The sequence below is a fragment of the Nocardioides silvaticus genome (assembly GCF_003160695.1).
GTDB classification, from domain to species: domain Bacteria; phylum Actinomycetota; class Actinomycetes; order Propionibacteriales; family Nocardioidaceae; genus Nocardioides; species Nocardioides silvaticus.
In genome coordinates this window covers 110,322-130,325 of record NZ_QGDD01000003.1, presented here as the reverse complement: position 1 = coordinate 130,325, position 20,004 = coordinate 110,322, and the positions used below count along the sequence as shown (strand labels likewise).

Annotated in this window: 20 protein-coding genes and 1 pseudogene; 15 read left to right on the top strand and 6 right to left on the bottom strand. The window is 71.7% G+C overall.

Going from position 1 to position 20,004, the window contains the following annotated elements; translation table 11 throughout:
- The first annotated feature begins 1 nt into the window (after position 1).
- Complete coding sequence (locus DJ010_RS08745; RefSeq protein ID WP_109693288.1) at positions 2 to 1,522, top strand: flavin-containing monooxygenase; 1,521 nt, start codon at positions 2 to 4, stop codon at positions 1,520 to 1,522.
- Between the two features lie 50 nt (positions 1,523 to 1,572).
- Complete coding sequence (locus tag DJ010_RS08740; RefSeq protein ID WP_109693287.1) at positions 1,573 to 2,283, top strand: TetR/AcrR family transcriptional regulator; 711 nt, start codon at positions 1,573 to 1,575, stop codon at positions 2,281 to 2,283.
- Positions 2,284 to 2,341: 58 nt separating this feature from the next.
- Here DJ010_RS08740 and DJ010_RS08735 read toward each other — a convergent pair whose 3' ends face one another.
- On the bottom strand, positions 2,342 to 2,701 hold the full coding sequence (locus DJ010_RS08735) for a hypothetical protein (RefSeq protein WP_146207295.1): 360 nt from the start codon (positions 2,699 to 2,701) through the stop codon (positions 2,342 to 2,344).
- Positions 2,702 to 2,868: 167 nt separating this feature from the next.
- Here DJ010_RS08735 and DJ010_RS08730 point away from each other — a divergent pair, with 167 nt between their 5' ends.
- From DJ010_RS08730 to DJ010_RS22415, 3 genes are all read left to right on the top strand, one after another.
- The gene (locus DJ010_RS08730; RefSeq protein ID WP_109693285.1) at positions 2,869 to 3,759 is read left to right on the top strand and encodes an AAA family ATPase; all 891 of its coding nucleotides are present in this window, start codon (positions 2,869 to 2,871) and stop codon (positions 3,757 to 3,759) included.
- A 76-nt stretch (positions 3,760 to 3,835) separates the two neighbouring features.
- A complete protein-coding gene (locus DJ010_RS08725; RefSeq protein WP_245927382.1) occupies positions 3,836 to 5,254 on the top strand; it encodes a vWA domain-containing protein in 1,419 nt (472 codons plus the stop codon).
- 106 nt (positions 5,255 to 5,360) lie between these two features.
- Complete coding sequence (locus DJ010_RS22415; RefSeq protein WP_211318721.1) at positions 5,361 to 6,362, top strand: helix-turn-helix domain-containing protein; 1,002 nt, start codon at positions 5,361 to 5,363, stop codon at positions 6,360 to 6,362.
- Positions 6,363 to 6,381: 19 nt separating this feature from the next.
- Here DJ010_RS22415 and DJ010_RS08715 read toward each other — a convergent pair whose 3' ends face one another.
- Positions 6,382 to 7,560 carry a pyridoxal phosphate-dependent aminotransferase gene (locus DJ010_RS08715; RefSeq protein ID WP_109693284.1) on the bottom strand — a complete coding sequence of 393 codons (1,179 nt, stop codon included), beginning with the start codon at positions 7,558 to 7,560 and terminating at the stop codon, positions 6,382 to 6,384.
- 78 nt (positions 7,561 to 7,638) lie between these two features.
- Positions 7,639 to 9,141 (bottom strand): FAD-binding protein, encoded by a 1,503-nt coding sequence (locus tag DJ010_RS08710; protein ID WP_109693283.1) that lies wholly within the window; start codon positions 9,139 to 9,141, stop codon positions 7,639 to 7,641.
- 99 nt (positions 9,142 to 9,240) lie between these two features.
- Here DJ010_RS08710 and DJ010_RS08705 point away from each other — a divergent pair, with 99 nt between their 5' ends.
- Together DJ010_RS08705 and DJ010_RS08700 are read left to right on the top strand one after the other, a co-directional pair.
- The gene (locus tag DJ010_RS08705) at positions 9,241 to 10,740 is read left to right on the top strand and encodes a potassium/proton antiporter (protein WP_109693282.1); all 1,500 of its coding nucleotides are present in this window, start codon (positions 9,241 to 9,243) and stop codon (positions 10,738 to 10,740) included.
- Between the two features lie 232 nt (positions 10,741 to 10,972).
- A complete protein-coding gene (locus tag DJ010_RS08700; RefSeq protein ID WP_146207294.1) occupies positions 10,973 to 11,875 on the top strand; it encodes a helix-turn-helix domain-containing protein in 903 nt (300 codons plus the stop codon).
- A gap of 5 nt (positions 11,876 to 11,880) precedes the next feature.
- On the opposite strand, the gene DJ010_RS08695 is transcribed toward DJ010_RS08700, so the two are convergent.
- The 3 genes from DJ010_RS08695 to DJ010_RS22265 form a co-directional block, all read right to left on the bottom strand.
- Entirely contained in the window at positions 11,881 to 12,396 is a 516-nt protein-coding gene (locus DJ010_RS08695) for a LytR C-terminal domain-containing protein (protein ID WP_109693280.1), read from the bottom strand.
- 4 nt (positions 12,397 to 12,400) lie between these two features.
- Complete coding sequence (locus tag DJ010_RS08690; RefSeq protein ID WP_109693279.1) at positions 12,401 to 12,697, bottom strand: type II toxin-antitoxin system VapB family antitoxin; 297 nt, start codon at positions 12,695 to 12,697, stop codon at positions 12,401 to 12,403.
- A 68-nt stretch (positions 12,698 to 12,765) separates the two neighbouring features.
- Positions 12,766 to 12,933, bottom strand: coding sequence for a hypothetical protein (locus tag DJ010_RS22265; RefSeq protein ID WP_170124627.1), 168 nt, complete (start codon positions 12,931 to 12,933; stop codon positions 12,766 to 12,768).
- Between the two features lie 189 nt (positions 12,934 to 13,122).
- On the opposite strand from DJ010_RS22265, the gene DJ010_RS08685 reads away from it, so the two are divergent.
- The 8 genes and pseudogenes from DJ010_RS08685 (at position 13,123) to DJ010_RS08655 (ending at position 19,958) form a co-directional block, all read left to right on the top strand.
- A complete protein-coding gene (locus DJ010_RS08685) occupies positions 13,123 to 13,941 on the top strand; it encodes an alpha/beta fold hydrolase (protein ID WP_109693278.1) in 819 nt (272 codons plus the stop codon).
- A pseudogene (locus DJ010_RS23020) lies at positions 13,938 to 14,420 on the top strand (1-acyl-sn-glycerol-3-phosphate acyltransferase); the annotation flags it as partial. The gene DJ010_RS08685 and the pseudogene DJ010_RS23020, both read left to right, overlap by 4 nt.
- A gap of 170 nt (positions 14,421 to 14,590) precedes the next feature.
- Positions 14,591 to 14,728, top strand: coding sequence for a hypothetical protein (locus tag DJ010_RS22405; protein WP_211318720.1), 138 nt, complete (start codon positions 14,591 to 14,593; stop codon positions 14,726 to 14,728).
- Entirely contained in the window at positions 14,725 to 16,365 is a 1,641-nt protein-coding gene (locus tag DJ010_RS08675) for an AMP-binding protein (RefSeq protein WP_109693277.1), read from the top strand. Before DJ010_RS22405 ends, DJ010_RS08675 begins: the two co-directional genes overlap by 4 nt.
- Entirely contained in the window at positions 16,365 to 17,822 is a 1,458-nt protein-coding gene (locus tag DJ010_RS08670; protein ID WP_109693276.1) for a wax ester/triacylglycerol synthase family O-acyltransferase, read from the top strand. Before DJ010_RS08675 ends, DJ010_RS08670 begins: the two co-directional genes overlap by 1 nt.
- Positions 17,819 to 18,817, top strand: coding sequence for an alpha/beta fold hydrolase (locus DJ010_RS08665; RefSeq protein ID WP_109693275.1), 999 nt, complete (start codon positions 17,819 to 17,821; stop codon positions 18,815 to 18,817). The genes DJ010_RS08670 and DJ010_RS08665 overlap by 4 nt, the downstream gene beginning before the upstream one ends.
- 53 nt (positions 18,818 to 18,870) lie before the next feature.
- Positions 18,871 to 19,536: a fasciclin domain-containing protein gene (locus tag DJ010_RS08660; RefSeq protein WP_109693274.1), complete on the top strand. Its 666-nt coding sequence runs from the start codon at positions 18,871 to 18,873 to the stop codon at positions 19,534 to 19,536.
- 77 nt (positions 19,537 to 19,613) lie between these two features.
- Complete coding sequence (locus DJ010_RS08655) at positions 19,614 to 19,958, top strand: YrdB family protein (RefSeq protein WP_109693273.1); 345 nt, start codon at positions 19,614 to 19,616, stop codon at positions 19,956 to 19,958.
- The last annotated feature ends 46 nt before the right edge of the window (positions 19,959 to 20,004 follow it).

The window sequence follows — 20,004 nt, the reverse complement described above, 5'->3', positions numbered from 1 at the left end:
CATGGCCCCGGCCCTCGACTTCGACGTCCTGATCGTCGGCGCCGGCCTCTCCGGCATCGGCGCCGCCTGCCACCTCGTCCGCGAGGGCACCGGCAAGTCGTTCGCGATCCTCGAGCGCCGCCACGCGGTCGGCGGCACCTGGGACCTGTTCACCTACCCGGGCATCCGGTCCGACTCCGACATGCTCACCTTCGGCTTCAGCTTCCGGCCCTGGATCGGCACCAAGGTGCTGGCCGACGGGCCGAGCATCAAGCAGTACGTCGCCGACACGGCCGCCGAGCACGGCGTGGACGAGCACATCCGGTTCGGGCGGCGGGTCGTCCGGGCGAGCTGGTCGACCGAGGCCGGCCACTGGACCGTCGAGGTCGACGCCGACGGCACCCCGGAGACCTACACCAGCCGCTTCCTGGTCGGTGCGACCGGCTACTACAGCTACGACGAGGGCCACCGGCCCGCCTTCCCGGGAGAAGAGGCGTTCACCGGGAACGGCGGACGGGTCGTGCACCCGCAGTTCTGGCCGGACGACCTCGACCACTCCGGCAAGCGGGTGGTGATCATCGGCAGCGGCGCGACCGCGATCACGCTCGTCCCGGCGATGGCCACGGGCGAGGGCGCCGCCGAGCACGTGACGATGCTGCAGCGCTCGCCGTCGTACGTCATGACGGTGCCGGCGAACGACCCCGTCGCCTCGCCGCTCGCGAGGATCGGCGTCCCCGCCGGGCTGATCTACCGCACCGGCCGGGTGCGCAACATCCTGCTGCAGCAGGCGGTCTACAAGCTGTGCCGCGCACGGCCGGCGCTCGCGAGGAAGGTGCTGCTCGCCGCCGTGCGCCGACAGGTCGGCCCAAAGATCGACATGGTGCACTTCACGCCGTCGTACGACCCCTGGGACGAGCGGCTCTGCGTCGTGCCGAACGGCGACCTGTTCCGCGTGCTCCGCCGCGGTCAGGCCTCGATCGTCACCGACCACGTCGAGACGTTCACCGAGGCCGGCATCCGGCTGCGGTCCGGCGACGAGCTCGAGGCCGACATCGTCATCAGCGCGACCGGCCTGCAGATCCAGCTCGCCGGCGGGGCCGAGCTCGTGGTCGACGGCGAGGTCGTCGACACCCGGGACCGGATGCTCTACAAGGGCGTGCTGATGGAGGGCGTGCCCAACAGCCTGTTCGTCATCGGCTACACCAACGCGTCCTGGACGCTGAAGGCCGACCTCGCGAGCGAGTACTTCTGCCGGCTGCTCAGCCACATGGACGAGCACGGCCACGACCAGGTCGTGCCGGTGGCGTCCCCCGGCGAGCGGACCGACGTCTCGGTGCTGGGCGACTCGATGCGCTCGGGCTACATCCAGCGCGGCGACGCCGTGATGCCGCGGCAGGGCAAGCGGATGCCGTGGCGGATCCGCAACGACTACCTCCGCGACGCCCCCGAGCTGCGGCGCGGCGCGGTGGCCGACCCGGCGCTCCGGTTCGGCACCACCCGGACGTCCGACGCGGGCGCTGCGTCCGCGGCCGCGGTCGGCTGACGCGGGCTGACCACGGCCTTCGGCCACCGCCGCTCAACTAAAGTGCGGCCATGCCCCCCGTGCCCCGCGTTCCCGGCCTCGACGGCCGGCAGCTGCGGTGGGCCGACCACAACGAGGAGCGCCGGCTGCACGTCCTCCAGGCGGCCATCGGCCTCCTCGAGGAGCAGCCGCTCGGCAGCGAGCTGCGGGTCCAGCAGATCGCCGAGCGCGCCGGCCTGGTGCGCACCGTCGTCTACCGGCTCTTCAACAACCGCACCGACCTCAACCGGGCCGTCCAGCTGCACATCGTCGGGATGATCCGCGAGCGCCTCGACGCCACCCTCGTCCTCTCCGGCAGCATCGAGGAGATCATCCGTTCGATCGTCGGCGGCTACGTCGACTGGGTCGCCGAGCACCCGCACCTCCACGAGATGGCGCAGCGGGCCCTCGGCGACGGCGAGCCCGGTGAGCTCGATCGCGCCGTTGCCCAGCTCGGCACCGACGTCTCCTCGCTCTTCCAGGCGGGCGCAGCGCTCCTCGGTCACGACCTCGACGAGGAGCAGATGAACACCCTCGACCTCCTCGTCGTCGGTCTGCTCGGCCAGGTCCGCGGCAGCGTCAACCAGTGGGTACGACGACCCGACCGCACCCTCAGCCCCCGCGGTCTCACCGCGATGCTGAGCCGCTGGATCTGGTACCAGATCGACGGACAGGCGCGGGAGATGGACGTGGTGCTCGACCCGACCGTTCCGATCGATCGGCTGGCGAGCGGCGCCAGGTAGGAGCGCTGCGCGGGGCGCGCGCTCGCGCACGGGCGGCCCCGAGGTGGCCTGCGCGTGACTATCCGATCGCCCGAGGGCGGCTCAGGCAGACGGCGACCAGCTCGCCGGGACGCTCCTTCTTGAAGACGGCCCAGCCGTGGTCGAAGGAGACGACCCGGGTGCGGCCGTTGCCGTCGCGGATGATCGCGGAGGCGGGGATCACGTCGGGGGCGAAGCCGGTGGTCGAGCAGCGGTTGCGCTCGAGGAGCTTGGTGGTGGCCTCGTCCTGCACGGACAGGCCGAGCTGCTGGGCGGGCGGTTGCGGTGCGGCGAGCACGCTCATCGCACCGAATCCGACCAGCAGCGTCAGCGCGCCGGCGGTCATCGCCGTACGGATCGACGTGACGGCCGTGCGCAGCCAAGGAACGCGTGCGTCCACGATCGATCCCCCTTGCTGGAGCGTTGCTGGAATAGGCGTGCCGACCGGTCGCGGCCCCGACCCGCGCCCTTGTTCTCGATCGACGCCTCCTCAACGAGCCGGGTCGCCGGGGGTCACGAGTCGACCCGTGTGACCTGTGCCGGGAAAACCCAGGCAGGATGGGACATATGACCTGGTTCGAGTCCCCGGCGCAGACCGCCGACTTGCTGACGAAGGCCGGCTACCTCGCCGACGCGGCGACCGCGACGACGGCGTTCCTGGCGGGTGCGCTGGAGAAGCCGTTGCTGCTCGAGGGGCCCGCGGGCGTCGGCAAGACCGAGCTGGCGAAGGCGGTCGCGCGGGCGACCGGGGCCGAGCTGGTGCGGCTGCAGTGCTACGAGGGTCTCGACGAGGCACGGGCCCTCTACGAGTGGAACTACAAGAAGCAGCTGCTGAGGATCCAGTCCCAGGCCGGCACGGGGGAGGCGGCGGACTGGAGCCAGACCCACGACGACATCTTCACCGAGGAGTTCCTCCTCACCCGGCCGCTGCTGACCGCGATCCGTCGCGACGAGCCGACGGTGCTGCTCATCGACGAGGTCGACAAGACCGACATCGAGGTCGAGGGGCTGCTGCTCGAGGTGCTGTCTGACTTCCAGGTGACGATCCCCGAGCTCGGCACCGTGGCGGCGACCCGGCGGCCGTACGTCGTCCTGACCTCCAACGCGAGCCGCGAGCTCTCCGAGGCGGTCAAGCGGCGCTGCCTCTACCTCCACCTCGACTACCCGGACGCCGAGCGCGAGCGGGAGATCCTCCAGGCCCAGGTGCCCGACCTGGACGACAGGATCGCCGAGCAGCTGGTCGCCACCGTGGGCCGGCTGCGCGACCTCGAGCTGAAGAAGGCACCGTCGATCGCGGAGTCGGTGGACTGGGCGCGCACGCTGATCGCCCTGGAGATCCGGGACCTCGACGAGAAGGCCATCAACGACACGCTGGGTGCCGTCCTCAAGCACGCGTCCGACCAGGCGCGCGCCGTCAAGGAGCTCAGGCTGGTCTCGACAGGCTCGACCACCAAGTGAACGGCTCGACCACCAAGTGAACGGCTCGACCACCAAGTGAACGGCTCGACCACCAAGTGAACGGCTCGACCACCAAGTGACCGACAACTCCGGCCTGCTCGACCGGCACCTCTCCTTCATCGAGGCGCTCCGGGGCGCCGGCATGTCGGTGTCACTGGCCGAGGACCTCGACTCGGTCGCGGCGCTCGGGGCGGTGGGCTGGGGAGACCGCGGACACGTGCGCGACGTGCTGGCCGCGACGCTGGTGAAGAAGCAGTCGCAGCGCACGACGTTCGATGCGCTCTTCGACGTCTACTTCCCCGCGCTGGTCGGCGACGGCGTGGCGCACCGGGGAGATTCGTCGTCGGCGGACGGTGACGAGGACGATTCCCCCCGTGGCGCGGCGGTCCGCGACAACGCCGCCGCGCTGCAGGCGTTCCGCGACCAGCTGGCCGAGGCGCTGCAGAGCGACGACCAGCAGCAGCTGGCACGACTCGCCGCACAGATGGTCGGCACCTTCGGGGCGATGCCCGGCCGCGGGCCCGGCCTGTCGTCCTGGTCGGCCTACACCGCGCTCCAGCGGGTGGCGCCGCAGGAGCTGGTCGACCGGATCGTCGCCGGGCTGCTGGCCGAGGTGGGCGACGAGGGCCGCGAGACGGAGGTACGACGCCTCGCCAACCGCCGGGTCGGTGCGTTCGCGACCATGGTCGAGGACGACGCCCGCCGCCGGATCGCGGAGGAGAAGGGGCCCGACCACGTCGCCGACGTGGCGATCCGCCCGAGCATCGACAAGCTCGCGTTCACCGCGGCCCGGCGCAGCGACCTCGAGGAGATGCGCCGACAGATCTTCCCGCTCGCGCGCCGGCTCGCGACCCGGCTGACCAAGGAGCACCACGCCCACCGCCGCGGCGCACTCGACTTCCGCCGTACGGTCCGGGCCTCGATCGCCACCGGCGGCGTGCCGCTCACCACCCACCATCGACCCAAGCGGCCGCACCGCACCGACCTGGTCGTGCTCTGCGACGTGAGCGGCTCGGTCGCGAACTTCGCCCAGTTCACGCTGCTGTTCGTCTTCGCGCTGCGCGAGTCGTTCCAGAGCATGCGGGCGTTCACGTTCATCGACCACGTGCACGAGGTGACCGAGCACCTGCGCCCCGGCTCCGACCCGGTCGAGGTCCTGGAGAACCTCGCCGCCGCGAGCAGCTACGCAGCGTTGTGGGGCCGCACCAACTACGGCCGCGCGTTCACGAAGTTCGAGGCCGAGCACCTCGACGCGCTCGGGCCGAAGACCACGCTGCTCATCCTCGGCGACGCCCGCAGCAACTACAGCGACCTCGAGGACGCGACCCTGCGCCGGCTCGCGGGCTCGGTGCGCCGCTCGTACTGGCTCAACCCCGAGCCCGAGAGCAGCTGGGGCGCCGGCGACTCCGCGGCGCGGACCTACCAGGAGATCGTGCCAATGGTCGAGTGCCGCAACCTGACCCAGCTCCAGGAGCTCGTGCACGACCTGCTCTGAGGTCCCGCGTCGACTCCCGCGTGCCCTATTTCGCGTTTCGCCGTTTACAGATCCGATACGCGACGTAGCCTGGATCATTGACCCGCGCGAGGAAGGCCTGCTCCCTATGCACAGCTCTTTCGTGCGGGGCGAGGGCTCGTCCGGGCCGGAGCGTCGGGGACGGAGCCCCGTCCCGCTCGAGATGCGTCTCGACAACCTGCGGGTGTCCGTGGAGAACGACGAGAGCCCCGACCACCGGGTCGCCCACGCCGCCACCCTGGAGCTGTTGAAGCGTGCTGACCGGATCGGCACGGGCCAGTACACCGAGGGCTGGGAGCTGTTCGTCGATGCCGCGACCGACCTGGTCGGCGAGGACCGTTGGGCGATCCAGGTGGCGGTCATGGCGAACATGGTCGGCATCGTGGACCTGGGTGACGCCGACGACTTCGTCACCGCTGCGCGGCTCATCAAGCGCTACGGCCACCGCAAGGTCGCGTTGGTCCAGGGCACGGTCGACCGGCTCCTCGGCAACGGTCCGGCGCTGCCCCTCGCCACTCGGACGGTGCAGGTCGTCGCGGACCGGGACCGGGTCAGCGGGATCGTCCGGACCGCGGGCTGGAACGAGGAGAAGGCGGTCGAGGTCGCGGACCGCTGCTACCAGATGGGCTTCTGGCTGGTGCTGACCGACGTCGACCCCAACCGACCGGGCCCGATCCTCAGGACGCCCGAGGAGGTCGCCCGGGTCTGGGACCACGGCGGCATCCAGGCCTGGCGCGGCCAGGTCGCGATCATCGCGTCGAACCCGTGGGCGCCGTACGGCTCGGAGCTGAAGGAGCTGGCGCTCGCGGCCGATCGGCCGTTCCCGGTCTACGCGCTCGAGGAGGCCGTCCGGGTCTACCGGTCACGGTTCGAGCGCCGTGAGCGCGAGCTGGTGGCCCGGGAGATCCGCCGGCTGGTCGCCATCAGCGGCCTCAGCCAGCGCGAGTTCGCGTCGATGGCGGGCACGTCGGCGTCGCGGTTGTCGACCTACGTCAACGGGCTGGTCACACCGTCGGCGACGATGATGGTGCGGATCCGGCGGGTGACCGAGTACGTCCAGAACCGCCGCCCGGACGACAAGAAGCGCTGACCGTCGGGCGGCAGCCTCCTCAGAGCGCGCCGTCGAGGCGGTCCAGCGCCTCCTCGATCGACGCGGCCGTGCCCGCGAAGCTGAACCGCAGGTAACGCCCCCCGTCGACGGTGTCGAAGTCGATGCCGGTCGCGACCGCGACCCCGGTGCGGGCCAGCAGCCCGCGGGCGTAGGCCATCGAGTCGTCGGTCAGGTGCCCGACGTCGGCGTAGGCGTAGAACGCCCCGTCGGCCGGAGCCAGCCGCTCGATGCCGAGCCGCTTCAACCCGTCGAGCAGGAGCGCGCGGTTGTGCGCGTAGCGCCGCACGTGACCGTCCAGCTCGTCGTACGACGCCTGCTCGAACGCGGCGAGCGCCGCTCGTTGCGCGAGCACCGGCGGGCAGATGCTGAAGTTGCCGGTCAGCACGTCGACCGCGCGGAGCAGCCGCGCCGGAGCCAGCATCCAGCCGAGGCGCCAGCCGGTCATGGAGAAGTACTTCGAGAAGGAGCCGAACACGACCGCCTCGCGACTGGTCTCCCACGCCGAGCGCGCGAGCTTCTCGTCCGCATATTCGATGCCGTGGTAGATCTCGTCGGAGACCAGCTGCACGCCGGCCTCCTCGCACCAGCGGGCGATGGCCGCCAGTTCGTCGGGGAGCAGCATGGTGCCGGTCGGGTTCGCGGGGCTGGCGACGACCAGTCCGGCGATCGGGTCGGCGGCATGGGTGGCGGCGAGCTGGTCGACGGTCGGCTGGAACCGGGTGTCGGGGCCGGTCGCGATCTCGACGACCTCGCAGCCGAGCGCGGCGAGCACGTTGCGGTAGCAGGGGTAGCCGGGCCGCGCGATCGCCACCCGGTCGCCGACCTCGAAGGCCGCGAGGAACGCCAGCAGGAAGCCGCCGCTCGACCCGGTCGTCACCACCACGTCGTCGGCGGTCACGTCGATGCCGTAGCGCCGCCGGTGGTGATCGGCGATCGTCGCGCGGAGCTCGACGATCCCCGTCGCCGGGGTGTAGCCCAACGGGTCACCCGACTGCAGCAGCCGCACGGCCTCGGCGTTGACCGGCTGCGGCGCGCCGGTGCTCGGTTGGCCCGCGAGCAGGTTGACCAGGTCGCCGTGGGTCCGCTCCCGCTCCGCTGCCAGGGCGAGCAGGTCCATCACGTGGAAGGGCGGCACGTTGGCGCGCTGGGCGGCGGCGATGCGGTTCACCCTGGTCATCCTCTGCGCGCCCGCCGACACGGCGCAAACTCCGGACGGCTCGCTTCGCTCGCGAGGGCAGAGTTTCCGCCGGGTCGGCTACCGCGCCTCGCTGCGCTCGCGCGCCGGGGTTGCGGCTGCTTGTCTGCTGGCGGCCTTCCCCGCCCGTCGTCCGAAGAAGCTGCCCTCGCCGAGCTGGGTGCCGGAGCAGTAGCCGGCGCCGTCCTGAGCGATGTTGGAGGCGCAGGCGCCGGCGGCGTACAGGCCGGGGATCACCGACCGGTCCTCGCGGAGCACCTCGCCGTCGAGGCCGGTGCGCATGCCGCCGAGGGTGAAGCCGGCATAGAGGGCCGTGCCGAGGGTGAGGTCGTAGACGCCCCAGGGGCCGTTGGTCTGCGGCGCCAGCCAGTCGGGGTGCTTGTGGAGGTCGGGGTCCTCGCCGCGGGCGGCGTGCTCGTTGTAGCGGGCCATGCTCGCCACGAGCGATCCCTCGGGCAGCTCGAGGGCCGCCTCCATCTCCTCGATCGTCTCGTAGCCGTCCTTCAACGGGACCAGCGGCATCCGCTGCTCCTCCATGTGGTCGCTGTCGGCGATCAGGTAGGCGGCGGCGTCCGGCTGCTGCAGCACGAAGTACGACGTGCGCGCGTGGTAGCTGTCCTCCGCGACGAACCGCTGCCCGTGCTTGTTGACGATGAGGCCCTTCACCAGCGACGACGGTGGGTAGAACGGGGCGGTGATGAACGGCTCGTCCATGTTCTCCAGCGCGGCGCCGACCGACTGGCCGAGGCGGATGCCGAGCCCGTCGTCGTAGGTGCCGCCGAGGACGAACAGCTTGTGCCGCATCGCAGGCGTGTACTTGTCGAGCATGTCGTTGTTCATGACGTAGCCGCCGGCAGCCATGACCACCGCGCCGGCGTTGACGAAGCCGGTCTCGTCGAACCGTTTCCACGTCAGGCCGCTCACGGCGCCGTCGTCGGTCACGACCAGGTTGGTCGCGCCGGTCTCGAACCAGACCTCGACGCCCGCCTCCTCGACCCGTTCCCGGAGCAGGTCCATCACGATCTTGGTGCCCTCGGTGTCACCCGGCACCGGCACCTTGTGCCCGCGCGGCGCCGGTGGGATCTCCTCGCGGAACGGCCACACCTTCTCGTTGCCGGTGAACATCAGGCCCTCGGTGCCGGGCTGGATGACGGCCTTGCCGGGGAAGTAGGACCGCTCGAACTGGAAGCCCAGCGCCTCGAGCCAGTCGAAGTGCTCGACCGAGCCCTCGCAGTAGGCGCGGATCTTCGCCTCGTCAGGGTCCTTGGTGCTCGCCATCAGGTAGCGCACCATCGCGTCGACGGAGTCCTCGTGACCGGTCGCCTGCTGCACGGCGGTGCCGCCACCGAGGTAGAAGTGGCCGCCGGACATGCTCGAGGTGCCGCCGTGGACGGCCGCCTTCTCCAGCAGCAGCACCCGCGCGCCGGCCCGTGCCGCCTCGAGCGCGGCGCAGCCGCCGGCGATGCCGAACCCCACGACGACCACGTCGTAGGTGGGGGCCTCGGCAGGCACGTCGCGGACGGGGACGGTGGCGGGGATCGCCAGTCCGGCAGGCTCGGTCATGGTGCCAAATGTAGAACACGTTCCAGTTCGGGGCGAGCGGAGTGCCGCGAGGCGGACCGATAGACTGCGGTCCCGCGCCCCGACGATCGCCGAGGTGACATGAGTTTCGACGTCCACGAGCTCGACACGTTCTTGCTGGTGGGCTCGGCTGTCACGTTGCTGGCGGTGCTCGCCGTGCGGGTCTCCTCCCGGGTCGGCCTGCCCAGCCTGCTGCTCTACCTGCTGATGGGCGTGCTGCTCGGCGAGTCCGTCATCGGCATCGGGTTCGAGGACGCCGAGCTCGCGCACGCGATCGGGTTCGGCGCGCTGGCGATCATCCTGGCCGAGGGTGGCATCACCACGAACTGGCGGGAGACCAAAGGGTCGGTCAAGCTCGGCCTGATGCTCGCGACCGTCGGCGTGACGGTCTCCGTGGGAGTCGTCGCGATCGGCGCGCACTACCTGCTGGGCATGCCGTGGGAGCTCGCCGTCCTTCTCGGGGCGGTCACCTCGCCGACCGACGCGGCCGCGGTGTTCTCGGTGCTCCGCGTGGTGCCGCTGCCGCGGAGGATCACCGGCGCGCTCGAGGCGGAGTCCGGTTTCAACGACGCCCCGACGGTCGTCCTGGTCACCCTGATCTCGAGTGGCGCCGCGACCGAGAACGGCCCCGTCGTGCTCGCCGGGATCATCCTGTTCGAGCTGGTCGCCGGTGTGCTGATCGGCGCCGCGGCCGGTTTCGGCGGCGCCTGGGTCATGCGCCGGGCCGCGCTGCCGGCCTCCGGCCTGTACCCGATCGCGGTGCTGTGCCTGGCACTGCTGGGGTACGGCGCCGCGTCCGCCGTGCACGCCAGCGGCTTCGCCGCCGTCTACGTCGGCGCGCTCATCCTGGGCAACACCGACCTCCCGCACCGGATGGTGACCAGGTCGTTCGTCGAGGGGCTGGGCTGGCTCGCGCAGATCGGGCTGTTCGTCGTGCTCGGGCTGCTCCTCTCGCCGGGCCGGATCGAGTGGGACACGATCTGGATGGCGCTCGGGGCCGGCGCGATCCTCACCGTCCTCGCCCGGCCGCTCACCGTGCTCGTGAGCTCGCTCGTGCAGAAGATGTCGTGGCAGGAGCTGACGTTCGTCTCGTGGGCCGGTCTGCGGGGGGCGGTGCCGATCGTGCTGGCGACGATCCCACTGGCGGAGGAGGTCGACCAGGCGACGCTGCTCTTCGACATCGTGTTCGTGTTGGTCGTCCTCGACACGCTGCTGACCGCGCCGACGTTGCCGTGGTTCGCGAAGGTGCTCAAGGTCGCCCGCCGGTCCGAGCCCCGCGACATCGAGCTCGAGGCCGCACCCCTCGACCGGGTCGCCGCCGACATGCTGCAGGTCAACATCAGCCCGAAGTCGCGGATGCACGGCGTCGAGATCGGTGAGCTCCGCCTGCCGCCGGGGGCCTCGGTCGCCCTCATCGTGCGCGAGGGGGAGACGATCGTGCCGGAGCGGCGCACGGTCCTCCGTCATGGCGACGACCTGCTCGTGGTCACCCCGCGCAAGCTCCGCGAGGCGACCGAGGAGCGGTTGCGCCGGGTCAGCGCCGGCGGCCGGCTCGCACAATGGCTCGGCGACGCGCCGTGAGGGGCGTTGTGCGGGCGGGATCGGCGTGAGAACCTAAGTCGACCAACATGCGGTACGTTGGTCACAACCTGTCGAGGGGCTCCACCTTGGACAGGCAGGGAGTTGCGACGCTCCAAGTCGCGGCCGCCCGAGGGGGATCAGAACAATCGAAACCATTTTTAGAACCACTGTGCTCGGGCGCATCGACGCCCTCCGTGGGCAGCGCCCTGAGCTTGCCCGCCTGCTCTCTGCGATGCAGGGCGACTCCGACCAGGGTCACGCTCCTCTCCATGCTGCGGTCCTGTCCGGTCTCGAACGCATCGACCGGCTCGAGTCGGGACCGCATGCCGCCGCCTGGCGTCGGCTCGTCGGGGTGCTCGCGCTGCTGCCGAGCTCGCCGGACGGTGCGCTGAAGGCAGCGGTCCTCACCAACATGCTCAGCGTGGTGGCCCTCGGTGACGCCGAGGACTACTTGCACACCGCGACGCTGGTCCGGCGGTTCGGCCACCAGCAGGTCGCCCAGCTGCAGAACGAGCTCGACGACCTGATCAAGGTCGGGCCCGACCTGCCGCTGACGACGGCCGCCTGTCGCGAGCTCGCGCGCACCACGCACATCGAGCGCGCGGTCGCCACGACCGGCGTCTCCGGCGAGGACGCCGCCGCGGTCGCGGAGAAGTGCTACGGCGCCGCGTTCTGGCTGCTGATGGCCGACGTCGACCCCACCAACCCGGCGCGGGTGCCACGCGACGCCCAGGAGCTGACCCAGGTCATCGAGAAGCGGGGCGCCGCCGAGTGGCGGCGGGTGCTCGCGATCATCGCCGGCAACCCGTGGGGGCCCGAGGTCAACCGCCTGGTCGAGCTCGCGAACGAGGCCGACCTGCCCGCCCCGGCCGCCGCGGTGGAGTGGTGCGCGAAGGTCTACCGCAAGCGGTTCGAGGAGGCCGAGAGGCTCGAGGTCGCCAAGGAGATCCGGCGCCTGGTGGCGATCAGCGGCTGCAGCCAGCGGCAGTTCGCGCAGTACATCGGCACCTCACCGTCCCGGCTCTCGACGTACGTCAACGGCCTGGTGACCCCGTCCGCCGCGATGATGCTTCGGATCAGCCGGTCGGCCTCGGCGCTGGCGCAGGGTGCCACCTGGTCGGGTGGCCTGCACTGAGCTGATCAAGAGGCAGGCGGGCTGCAAACGGTCGAGTCGACCTTGGCGTCGAGGCCCTTCTTGCCCTTGACGATGCCCGGGAAGCCCTCGCCGACGACGACAGTGATGCCCGGCTCCGCGGTCGCCTGGTCGACGATCTGGGTGCCCTTGCCGAAGTAGCTCTTCAGGAGCAGCGCGGCCGGGCCGTCCGGGTCGGGCGCCCAGATGACCGCGCCGCTCTTGCCGACGTCGTACGACGTGTTGCTGGTCGTGCCCTCGGCGAAGCCCCGGCGCACCAGCGCGTCGAGCGTCTCGCCGGCGAGCCCCTCGGTGTCGCTGGCGTTGAAGACGTTGACGAGCACGGCTCCCGGCGTGACCCGGTCGCCGATCGCGACCGGCGAGTCGACGCAGGCCGGCTGCTCCTCCTTCTCGGGGAACGGCTCGGTCACCGCGGACCAGGCCCAGGTCGCGCCGGCGATGAACACGACTGCGAGCACCGCGAGGGTGATCGCCGAGCGGGTGCGCGCCAGGGTGTTGTCCACCCGGTCAGTCTTCCATCCTGATGACGCGGGCGTGCAGCACGTTCCGCTGCTGGAGCGCCGCCCGCAGGGCGCGGTGCAGGCCGTCCTCGAGGTACATCTCCCCGCGCCACAGCACGACGTGCGCGAACAGGTCCCCGAAGAAGGTCGAGTCCTCGTCGAGCAGTGCCGCCAGCTGGAGCGTGTCCTTGGTCGTGACCAGCTCGTCCAGGCGCACCTGCCGCGGCGGGACCGACGCCCACTCCTTGGAGCCGAGGCCGTGGTCGGGGTACGGGCGTCCGTCCCCCACGCGCTTGAAGATCACGCTCGCAGTTTAGGAGAGGCCCCGAGCCGCCTCCCCGCCGTGCTTCGGCGGCCGGGTGGGTCCCCGGCTCAGGCGGTCCAGCGCACGCTGTCGTCGACGAAGTCGGCGAGCGCGTGCACGCCGCGCAGGTCGATGCGCTCCTCCATCAGGCGGGCGACGGCGTGGGCGTGGCGGTCCCGCAGCGCGGCTCGGCGTTCGAGGCTGCGGTCGACGGTGGTGTCCTTCTCCTTCTCCATGGCACGAGCCTGCCCGGTGAAATGTCCGTTTCGACGAACGGCCGGTTACAGATCGATGTCGGCTGCGAGGAAGGTCCGAGCACGGTGCCTTGAGGGCGACGTCACAACCGCCCGGGGTTGGCGGGAGGCGGCCCGCCGTCGCATACTCGAAGGAGAGTAGAACGTGTTCTAGTTATTGCGAGGCATCGGGTGTACGACTTCGAAGGCGACAAGTCCGGGGCGGACGGCGCGCCGGGTGCCGCCCACGCGGCCGGCTCGGGGCCGCACCGCGCGCTCCTGCTGCTCGAGCTGCCGCGGGTGGTCGGCGAGCTCGCCGCCTCGCACGCGGTCGACCTGGTGGCACCGCGTCGTCCGAGCGGTGCAGGCCGCCCGGTGCTCGTGATCCCCGGGTTCCAGGCCACCGACGGGATGACCAGGCGGCTGCGCAGCCACCTCAGGCGCCACGACTTCCGGGTCCACGGCTGGGGGCTCGGCTCCAACATCGGCCTCACCGACCAACGCATCGACGGGCTGGTCGACCGGTTCGAGCAGCTCCGCAAGCAGTACGACGAGCCGGTCAGCATCGTGGGCTGGAGCTTCGGCGGCGTGCTCGCCCGCTGGCTCGCCCACACCTATCCCGGTGATGTCCGCCAGGTCGTGTGCCTCGGCTCGCCCTGGCGGGCCCAGGGCGAGCGCACCCGGGCGACCGGCATGTTCGAGCGGTCCCGCCGCAAGCACGGCATCTCCGACCGGGCCAAGCCGATGGTCGACCTGCTGCGCGGACCGGTGCCGGTGCCCTGCACGGCCGTGTACTCGAAGACCGACGGCATCGTGCCGTGGCGCGGCTGCGCGGTCGACGTCGCGACGTCCCCGGTCGCCGAGAACGTCGTCGTGCCGAGCAGCCACGTCGGCATGGTCGCCAACCCGCTGGTCCTCGACGTCGTCGTCGACCGGCTGACCCAGGACCTCGCGGACTGGGAGGCGTTCTCCTGGCGCACCGCCCTGGCCCGCAAGTGGGCCGGATCATGAGCCGCAGCGCGCTCGACGAGCGGGACCCGGCGTACGTCGCCAAGGCGCTGCCGTTCCTCAAGCTGGCGATGAAGGGGTACTTCCGCTCGGAGGTCCGCGACATCGACCGGGTGCCGGACGGCGGCGCGCTGATGGTCGGCAACCACTCCGGCGGGCTGATGGCGATGGACGTGCCGATCATCGCGGTGGCGTTCGCCGACACCTTCGGCGCCGACCGGCCGCTCTACTGCCTGGCCCACGACATGCTCTTCACCGGCGCAGCGGGACCGTTCTTCCGCAAATTCGGCTTCGTGCCGGCCGACCGGGCGAGCGCCGAGGAGGTGCTCGCCTCGGGCGCGGTGACCATCGTCTTCCCCGGCGGCGACTACGACACCTTCCGGCCGACGTCCAAGGCCAACGTCATCGACTTCGACGGGCGGAAGGGCTACGTCCGCACGGCGTTGCGGACCGGTGTGCCGATCGTCCCCGTCGTCTCGATCGGAGGACAGGAGGCACAGCTCCACCTGACCCGCGGTCAGTGGCTGGGCCGGCACTCACCGCTGCGCGGGCTGATGCGCTCGGACCTGATGCCGTTCACGTTCGGCTTCCCGTTCGGGCTGGTGCCGGCCGGCCTCGGCAACCTCCCGCTGCCCACCAAGATCGTGACCAGGTGCTCGAGCCGATCGACGTCGAGGCGGAGTTCGGGCCCGAGCCCGACGTCGCCGAGGTCGACGAGGCCGTGCGCGCGCGGATGCAGGCGGCGCTCGACCAGCTGGCCCGCGAGCGAAGGTTCCCGGTGCTCGGATGAAATCACCCCGACACGCCACCACACGCGGCAAGGTCCGCACCCAGCTCTGGGCGACCCGCCACCTGCTGCGGAGCCGGATGATGGCGCCGATGGGGCCGCGGAAGATCGCGGGCATGGCGCGGATCTTCCGCAGCTACGGGCCGCACGCCACCACCGGGTTCGCCCTGTCGGCCAACCGCTGCCCCGACCGGACCGGGCTGGTCGACGACCGCGGCTCGCTGACCTGGCGCGAGATCCAGGACCGCGCCGACGCGCTGGCCGTCGGCCTGAGCGGCCTCGGGGACCGGCCGCCGACGTCGGTCGCGATCCTGTGCCGCAACCACCGCGGCTTCGTCGACGCGTTCCTCGCCGCGGGCCGGCTGGGCGTGCCGGGCCTGCTGCTCAACACCGGGTTCTCGGCGCCGCAGCTGGCCGACGTGCTGGAGCGGGAGCAGTCCGCGCTCATCGTCTACGACGAGGAGTTCGCCGGGCTGGTCGCCGACGCGCGGGACCGGATCCCCGGTCTCACCGAGGTCCTGAGCTGGGTCGAAGACGAGGAGGCGACCCAGGAGCACCCGACCGCCGAGGGCCTGATCGCGGCGCACCGAGGCCAGCGGCCGCCGGTGGTCAGGCCGGGGCGCGTCGTACTGCTGACGTCGGGGACGACCGGCACGCCCAAGGGCGCCAACCGCAGCGGCGGCGGGCCGGCCGAGCTCGCGGCGATGCTCGAGCGGATCCCGTGGCACGGCGAGGAGACCGTGGTCGTCGCGGCGCCGACCTTCCACGCGTGGGGCATGGGGCAGCTGGTCATCGCGGCGACGATGGCGTGCACGATCGTGCTGCGGCGGAAGTTCGACCCCGAGGCGACCCTGGCGCTCGCCGACCGGCACCGGGCCACCGGCATCGGGCTGGTGCCGGTCATGCTCGAGCGGATCATGGAGCTGCCCGACGAGGTGCTCGACCGCTACCACCTCGACTCGGTGCGCTTCGTCTCCGCGAGCGGGTCGCGGATGCGGGGCGAGGCGGTCACGGCGTTCATGGACCGGTTCGGCGACAAGGTCTACAACAGCTACAACGCCACCGAGGCCGGCCAGATCAGCATCGCCACCCCGGCCGACCTGCGGCACGCGCCGGACACCGCGGGGCGGCCGGTCACCGGCACGACGGTCCGGCTGGTCGACGACGAGGGCCGGGACGTGCCGGTCGGTGAGGTCGGGCGGATCCTGCTGCGTGGCGCCTCGGAGTTCGACGGCTACACGACCGGCGACACCAAGGACTCGCTCGACGGCTACATGGTCTCCGGCGACGTCGGCCGGCTCGACGAGGACGGCCGGCTCTACGTGGTCGGGCGGGACGACGACATGATCGTCTCGGGCGGCGAGAACGTCTACCCGGTCGAGGTCGAGCGCGCGATCGGCGAGCTGGCCGACGTCCGCGAGGTCGTCGTGGTGGGCGTGGACGACGAGGCGTTCGGGCAGCGGCTGGCGGCGTACGTCGTACCGACGCAGCCCGGTGCCCTCGACCCCGACGCCGTGCGCGCCCACGTGAAGGCACGGCTCGCCGGCTACAAGGTGCCGCGCGACGTCGTGCTGCTCGACGAGCTCCCGCGCAACGCCTCGGGCAAGGTGGTCGCGCGGGACCTGCCGGCGGTGCCGTGATGGCGAACCGGATGCGGGGCGCGGACGCGAGCTTCCTCTACCTGGAGACGCCGACGGTCCACATGCACACGTTGAAGATCGCGGTGGTCGAGCCCCACCGCGACCTCGACTTCGACAGCCTGGTGGTCGGCACGCTCGCGCGGCTGCGGCGGATGCCCGCGCTGCGACGTCGGGTGGTGCCGGTGCCGTGGGCGCTCAACCACCCGCTGCTGGTGACCCAGCGGCGGATCGACCCCGACCGGCACTTCTTCCGCCACGACCTCGGCGGCTCGGCGACGCTGCGCGATGCCGAGGTCGAGATCGGCCGGATCGCCGGTCGGCAGCTCGACCGGACCGCGCCGCTGTGGGAGATCCACGTCATCGAGGGCCTCGCCGACGGGCGACGGGTGGTCGTCGGGAAGATCCACCACGCGCTCGCCGACGGCAACGCCGCCAACGCGATGCTCGGCAACCTCACCGACATCCGCTCCGCCGACCGGGCCACCCCGCTCACCCGCGACGTCGACGACGACACCCCGATCCCGTCGCGACGCCGGCTGGCGCTCGAGGGGCTGCGCGACGCCGTGCTCCAGGCGGCGCTGCTGCCGAGACTTCTCCTCGCGACGGTGAAGGGGCTGGCCTCGATGCTGCGCTACCGGCGCCGCAACGAGACCGGGGTGCCGCTGCCGATCGCGCACGCACCGCGGGTCTCCTTCAACGGACCGCTGACGTCGCGACGCAGCTTCGCGACGGTCACCCTCCCGCTGGCCGACCTCAAGGGGGTGCGTCGGCAGCACGGTGTCACGCTCAACGACGTGGTGCTCGCGCTGACCGCCGGCGCACTGCGGCGGTGGCTGGACGAGCACGGCGAGCGGCCGGCGATCTCGCTCACCGCTGGCGTGCCGGTCGGCCTCGACGCCGCTGACAGCGACCCCCGCCTGCTCGGCAACAACGTGTCCAACCTGTTCACCACGCTCGCGACCGACGTCGCCGACCCTGTCGAGCGGCTGCACCGGATCTCCCGCACCGCCGGGCACGCCAAGGAGATGAACCGCCGGCTCGGCAGCCAGATGCTGGCGGACTGGAACCAGTTCGCGCCGCCGTCGCTGGTGGCGCTGGGCACCCGGCTCTACAGCCGGTTCCGCGCCGCCCGGTTCCACCCGGCGGCGTTCAGCGCGATCGTGTCCAACGTCCCCGGGCCGCGCGAGACCATCAGCATCGGCGGGGCGCGGCTGACCGACATCTTCAGCGTCGGCCCGCTCGTCGACGGCATCGGGCTCAACGTCACCGTCTGGTCGTACGTCGACCGGATGAACTTCTCGCTCCTGGCGTGCCCGGACCTGCTGCCGGACGTGGAGGTGCTGGCGTCGTACTTCCCGGCGGCGCTCGCCGAGCTGCGGGGCGAGCCCGAGCCCGGAGCGGCGGCGGAGCCGGTGCCCGAGGTTCGTCGTACCGACGAGGACCAGGAGTCAGCATGACGGTCCGGAAGATCGGCCGGTTCTCTGCCCGGGCCGGCCGCTCCTCGGCGCGCTTCGGCGGCCGGGTCCTGGTGCGCGTGCTGCGTGCCGCCACCGACGAGGCGATGCCCGACCTGCCGGTGCCGCCGGCCGCCCGGGCCGTGTCCCTTCCCGACCGGGGGACGACGCACGTGCTGGACATCCCCGGTCCCACGCCGGATGCGCCGGTGCTGCTGCTGATGCACGGCATCGCGACGACCGGGCCGCTCACCTGGTTCTCGGTGCTGCCGGAGCTGAGCGAGCGCTACCGGGTGGTGACGTTCGACCAGCGGTGGCACGGCAGGGGGATCCGCTCGGACCAGTTCGCGCTCGACGACTGTGCCGACGACGGTGCCGCCGTGCTCGACGCGCTCGGCATCGAGCGGGCGGTCGTCGTGGGGTACTCGATGGGCGGCGCCAGTGCGCAGGTGCTGTGGCACCGGCATCCCGAGCGGGTGGCCGGGCTCGTGCTCTGCTCGACCGCCGCCCGCTGGCAGGGCCACCTCGGCGAACGGGTCTTCTTCACGACGCTGGGCATCGCCAACCTCGGCCTGCTGTCGGTTGCGGCCGACAAGGTGCGCGTGCACGCCGCGTCGCTCCCGCTGCCGGCGGAGGACGCCGCCGAGGCCGGGCTGCGCGCGTGGTGCATGTCCGAGCTGCGCGCGACCAGCCCGTGGGCGCTCCCGGTCGTGATGTCGGAGCTCGGCCGGTTCGACGCGACCGGCTGGATCGGGGAGGTGGAGGTGCCGACCGGCGTGCTGGTCACGGCACGGGACCACGCGATCCCCACCGAACGGCAGCGCCAGCTCGCGGCACGGATCCCCGGCGCCGTCGTACGCGAGACGCCGGGAGGTCACGCCTCCCTGGTCTTCGACCTCGCCCACTGGAAGCCGGCCTTCCTCGAGCTCGTCGACGAGATCGTCGCTCGGAGCGGCCTGAACAAAAACTTCAACAACTCGTCCAATCTTTCCGGCTGAGTGCGCCGAACTCCCTTTCAAGGAACCCGCTCGACCCCCTGAAAGGAACGATCATGCGCACCTCCACCACCTCGCGTCGTCGTCGCACCGCCGGTCTCGTCGCGGCCGCGGTCGTCGGTCTCGCCTCCGTCGGGACGGCCGCCCCCGCGTCGGCGGACGCGGACCGGCAGGCGCCGAAGAACCGCAGCCTGGCGAAGGTCCTCGCGGCCGACGGCACCAAGTTCGACAAGAACGCGCGCGACTTCGACATCGTCGAGGCCGCCGTCCTCGCTGTGCTCGACGCGAAGCCGGAGAGCCCGGTCGGCCTGCTGACCCAGGGCGGACAGCGGCTGACCGCGTTCATCCCGACCGACGGCGCGTTCCGCGCGCTGGCCGCCGACCTCACCGGCAAGACGTTCAAGGGCGAGGGCCGGGTCTTCGGTGCGCTCGCGGAGGCCGCCGGCATCGACGTGATCGAGGCCGTGCTGCTCTACCACGTCGTCCCGGGCAAGACCCTCGGCTCCGGCAAGGTCGTGGCGGCCGCCAAGGAGAAGGCCGAGCTCGGCATGGCCTCCGGCGGCACCGTCACCGTCAAGCTCAACAAGGGCAAGGTCGTCCTCGTCGACGCCGACCCCGACGCCCGCAACCCGCGCGCGGTCGCGAAGCTGCTCGACATCAACAAGGGCAACAAGCAGATCGCCCACGGCATCGACCGCGTGCTGCGCCCGATCGACCTCTGAGTGGTCTCCGGTCGGCGGACGCGTCCTCCCCGTCGCGTCCGCCGGCCGGTCCGCCCCTCGTGGGGCATGATGCGCCGGTGGCGATCTTCGGGTGGACGGTGCTGGTGCTGGTGTTTTTCGACGAGCTGCTGGCCATGGCGGCCTTCGGCATCTGGGGCTGGCAGCACGACCCCCGCTGGCTGCTCGTCTGGCTGCTCCCGCTCGCCGGGATGCTCGTCTGGTACTTGTTCGCCTCCCCGAAGGCGCCTGCCGGCGGCACCGTCGTCCGCCCCGCCGCCAAGGTGGTCGTCTTCTCCCTCGCCACCCTCGCCCTCTGGGACGCCGGCCACGACACCTGGGCGATCGTCTTCCTCGTCTTCTCCGTCGCCGTCAACGCCCTCGCCCTCCTCCCCAGCATCCGCGTGCTGGTCGAGCAGGAGTAGGCCGACCCGCCGCAAACTCACGCCCGGGAGGCGCCGAGCCGTCGCA

Coding starts and splice junctions, on each gene's coding strand:
- DJ010_RS08675 (WP_109693277.1), top strand. CDS start 14,725: ATGAAATCACCCCGACACGCCACCACACGCGGCAAGGTCCGCACCCAG.
- DJ010_RS08705 (WP_109693282.1), top strand. CDS start 9,241: ATGAGTTTCGACGTCCACGAGCTCGACACGTTCTTGCTGGTGGGCTCG.
- DJ010_RS08700 (WP_146207294.1), top strand. CDS start 10,973: ATGCAGGGCGACTCCGACCAGGGTCACGCTCCTCTCCATGCTGCGGTC.
- DJ010_RS08715 (WP_109693284.1), bottom strand. CDS start 7,560: ATGACCAGGGTGAACCGCATCGCCGCCGCCCAGCGCGCCAACGTGCCG.
- DJ010_RS08665 (WP_109693275.1), top strand. CDS start 17,819: ATGACGGTCCGGAAGATCGGCCGGTTCTCTGCCCGGGCCGGCCGCTCC.
- DJ010_RS08660 (WP_109693274.1), top strand. CDS start 18,871: ATGCGCACCTCCACCACCTCGCGTCGTCGTCGCACCGCCGGTCTCGTC.
- DJ010_RS08670 (WP_109693276.1), top strand. CDS start 16,365: ATGGCGAACCGGATGCGGGGCGCGGACGCGAGCTTCCTCTACCTGGAG.
- DJ010_RS08710 (WP_109693283.1), bottom strand. CDS start 9,141: ATGACCGAGCCTGCCGGACTGGCGATCCCCGCCACCGTCCCCGTCCGC.
- DJ010_RS22265 (WP_170124627.1), bottom strand. CDS start 12,933: ATGGAGAAGGAGAAGGACACCACCGTCGACCGCAGCCTCGAACGCCGA.
- DJ010_RS22415 (WP_211318721.1), top strand. CDS start 5,361: ATGCACAGCTCTTTCGTGCGGGGCGAGGGCTCGTCCGGGCCGGAGCGT.
- DJ010_RS08745 (WP_109693288.1), top strand. CDS start 2: ATGGCCCCGGCCCTCGACTTCGACGTCCTGATCGTCGGCGCCGGCCTC.
- DJ010_RS08740 (WP_109693287.1), top strand. CDS start 1,573: ATGCCCCCCGTGCCCCGCGTTCCCGGCCTCGACGGCCGGCAGCTGCGG.
- DJ010_RS08730 (WP_109693285.1), top strand. CDS start 2,869: ATGACCTGGTTCGAGTCCCCGGCGCAGACCGCCGACTTGCTGACGAAG.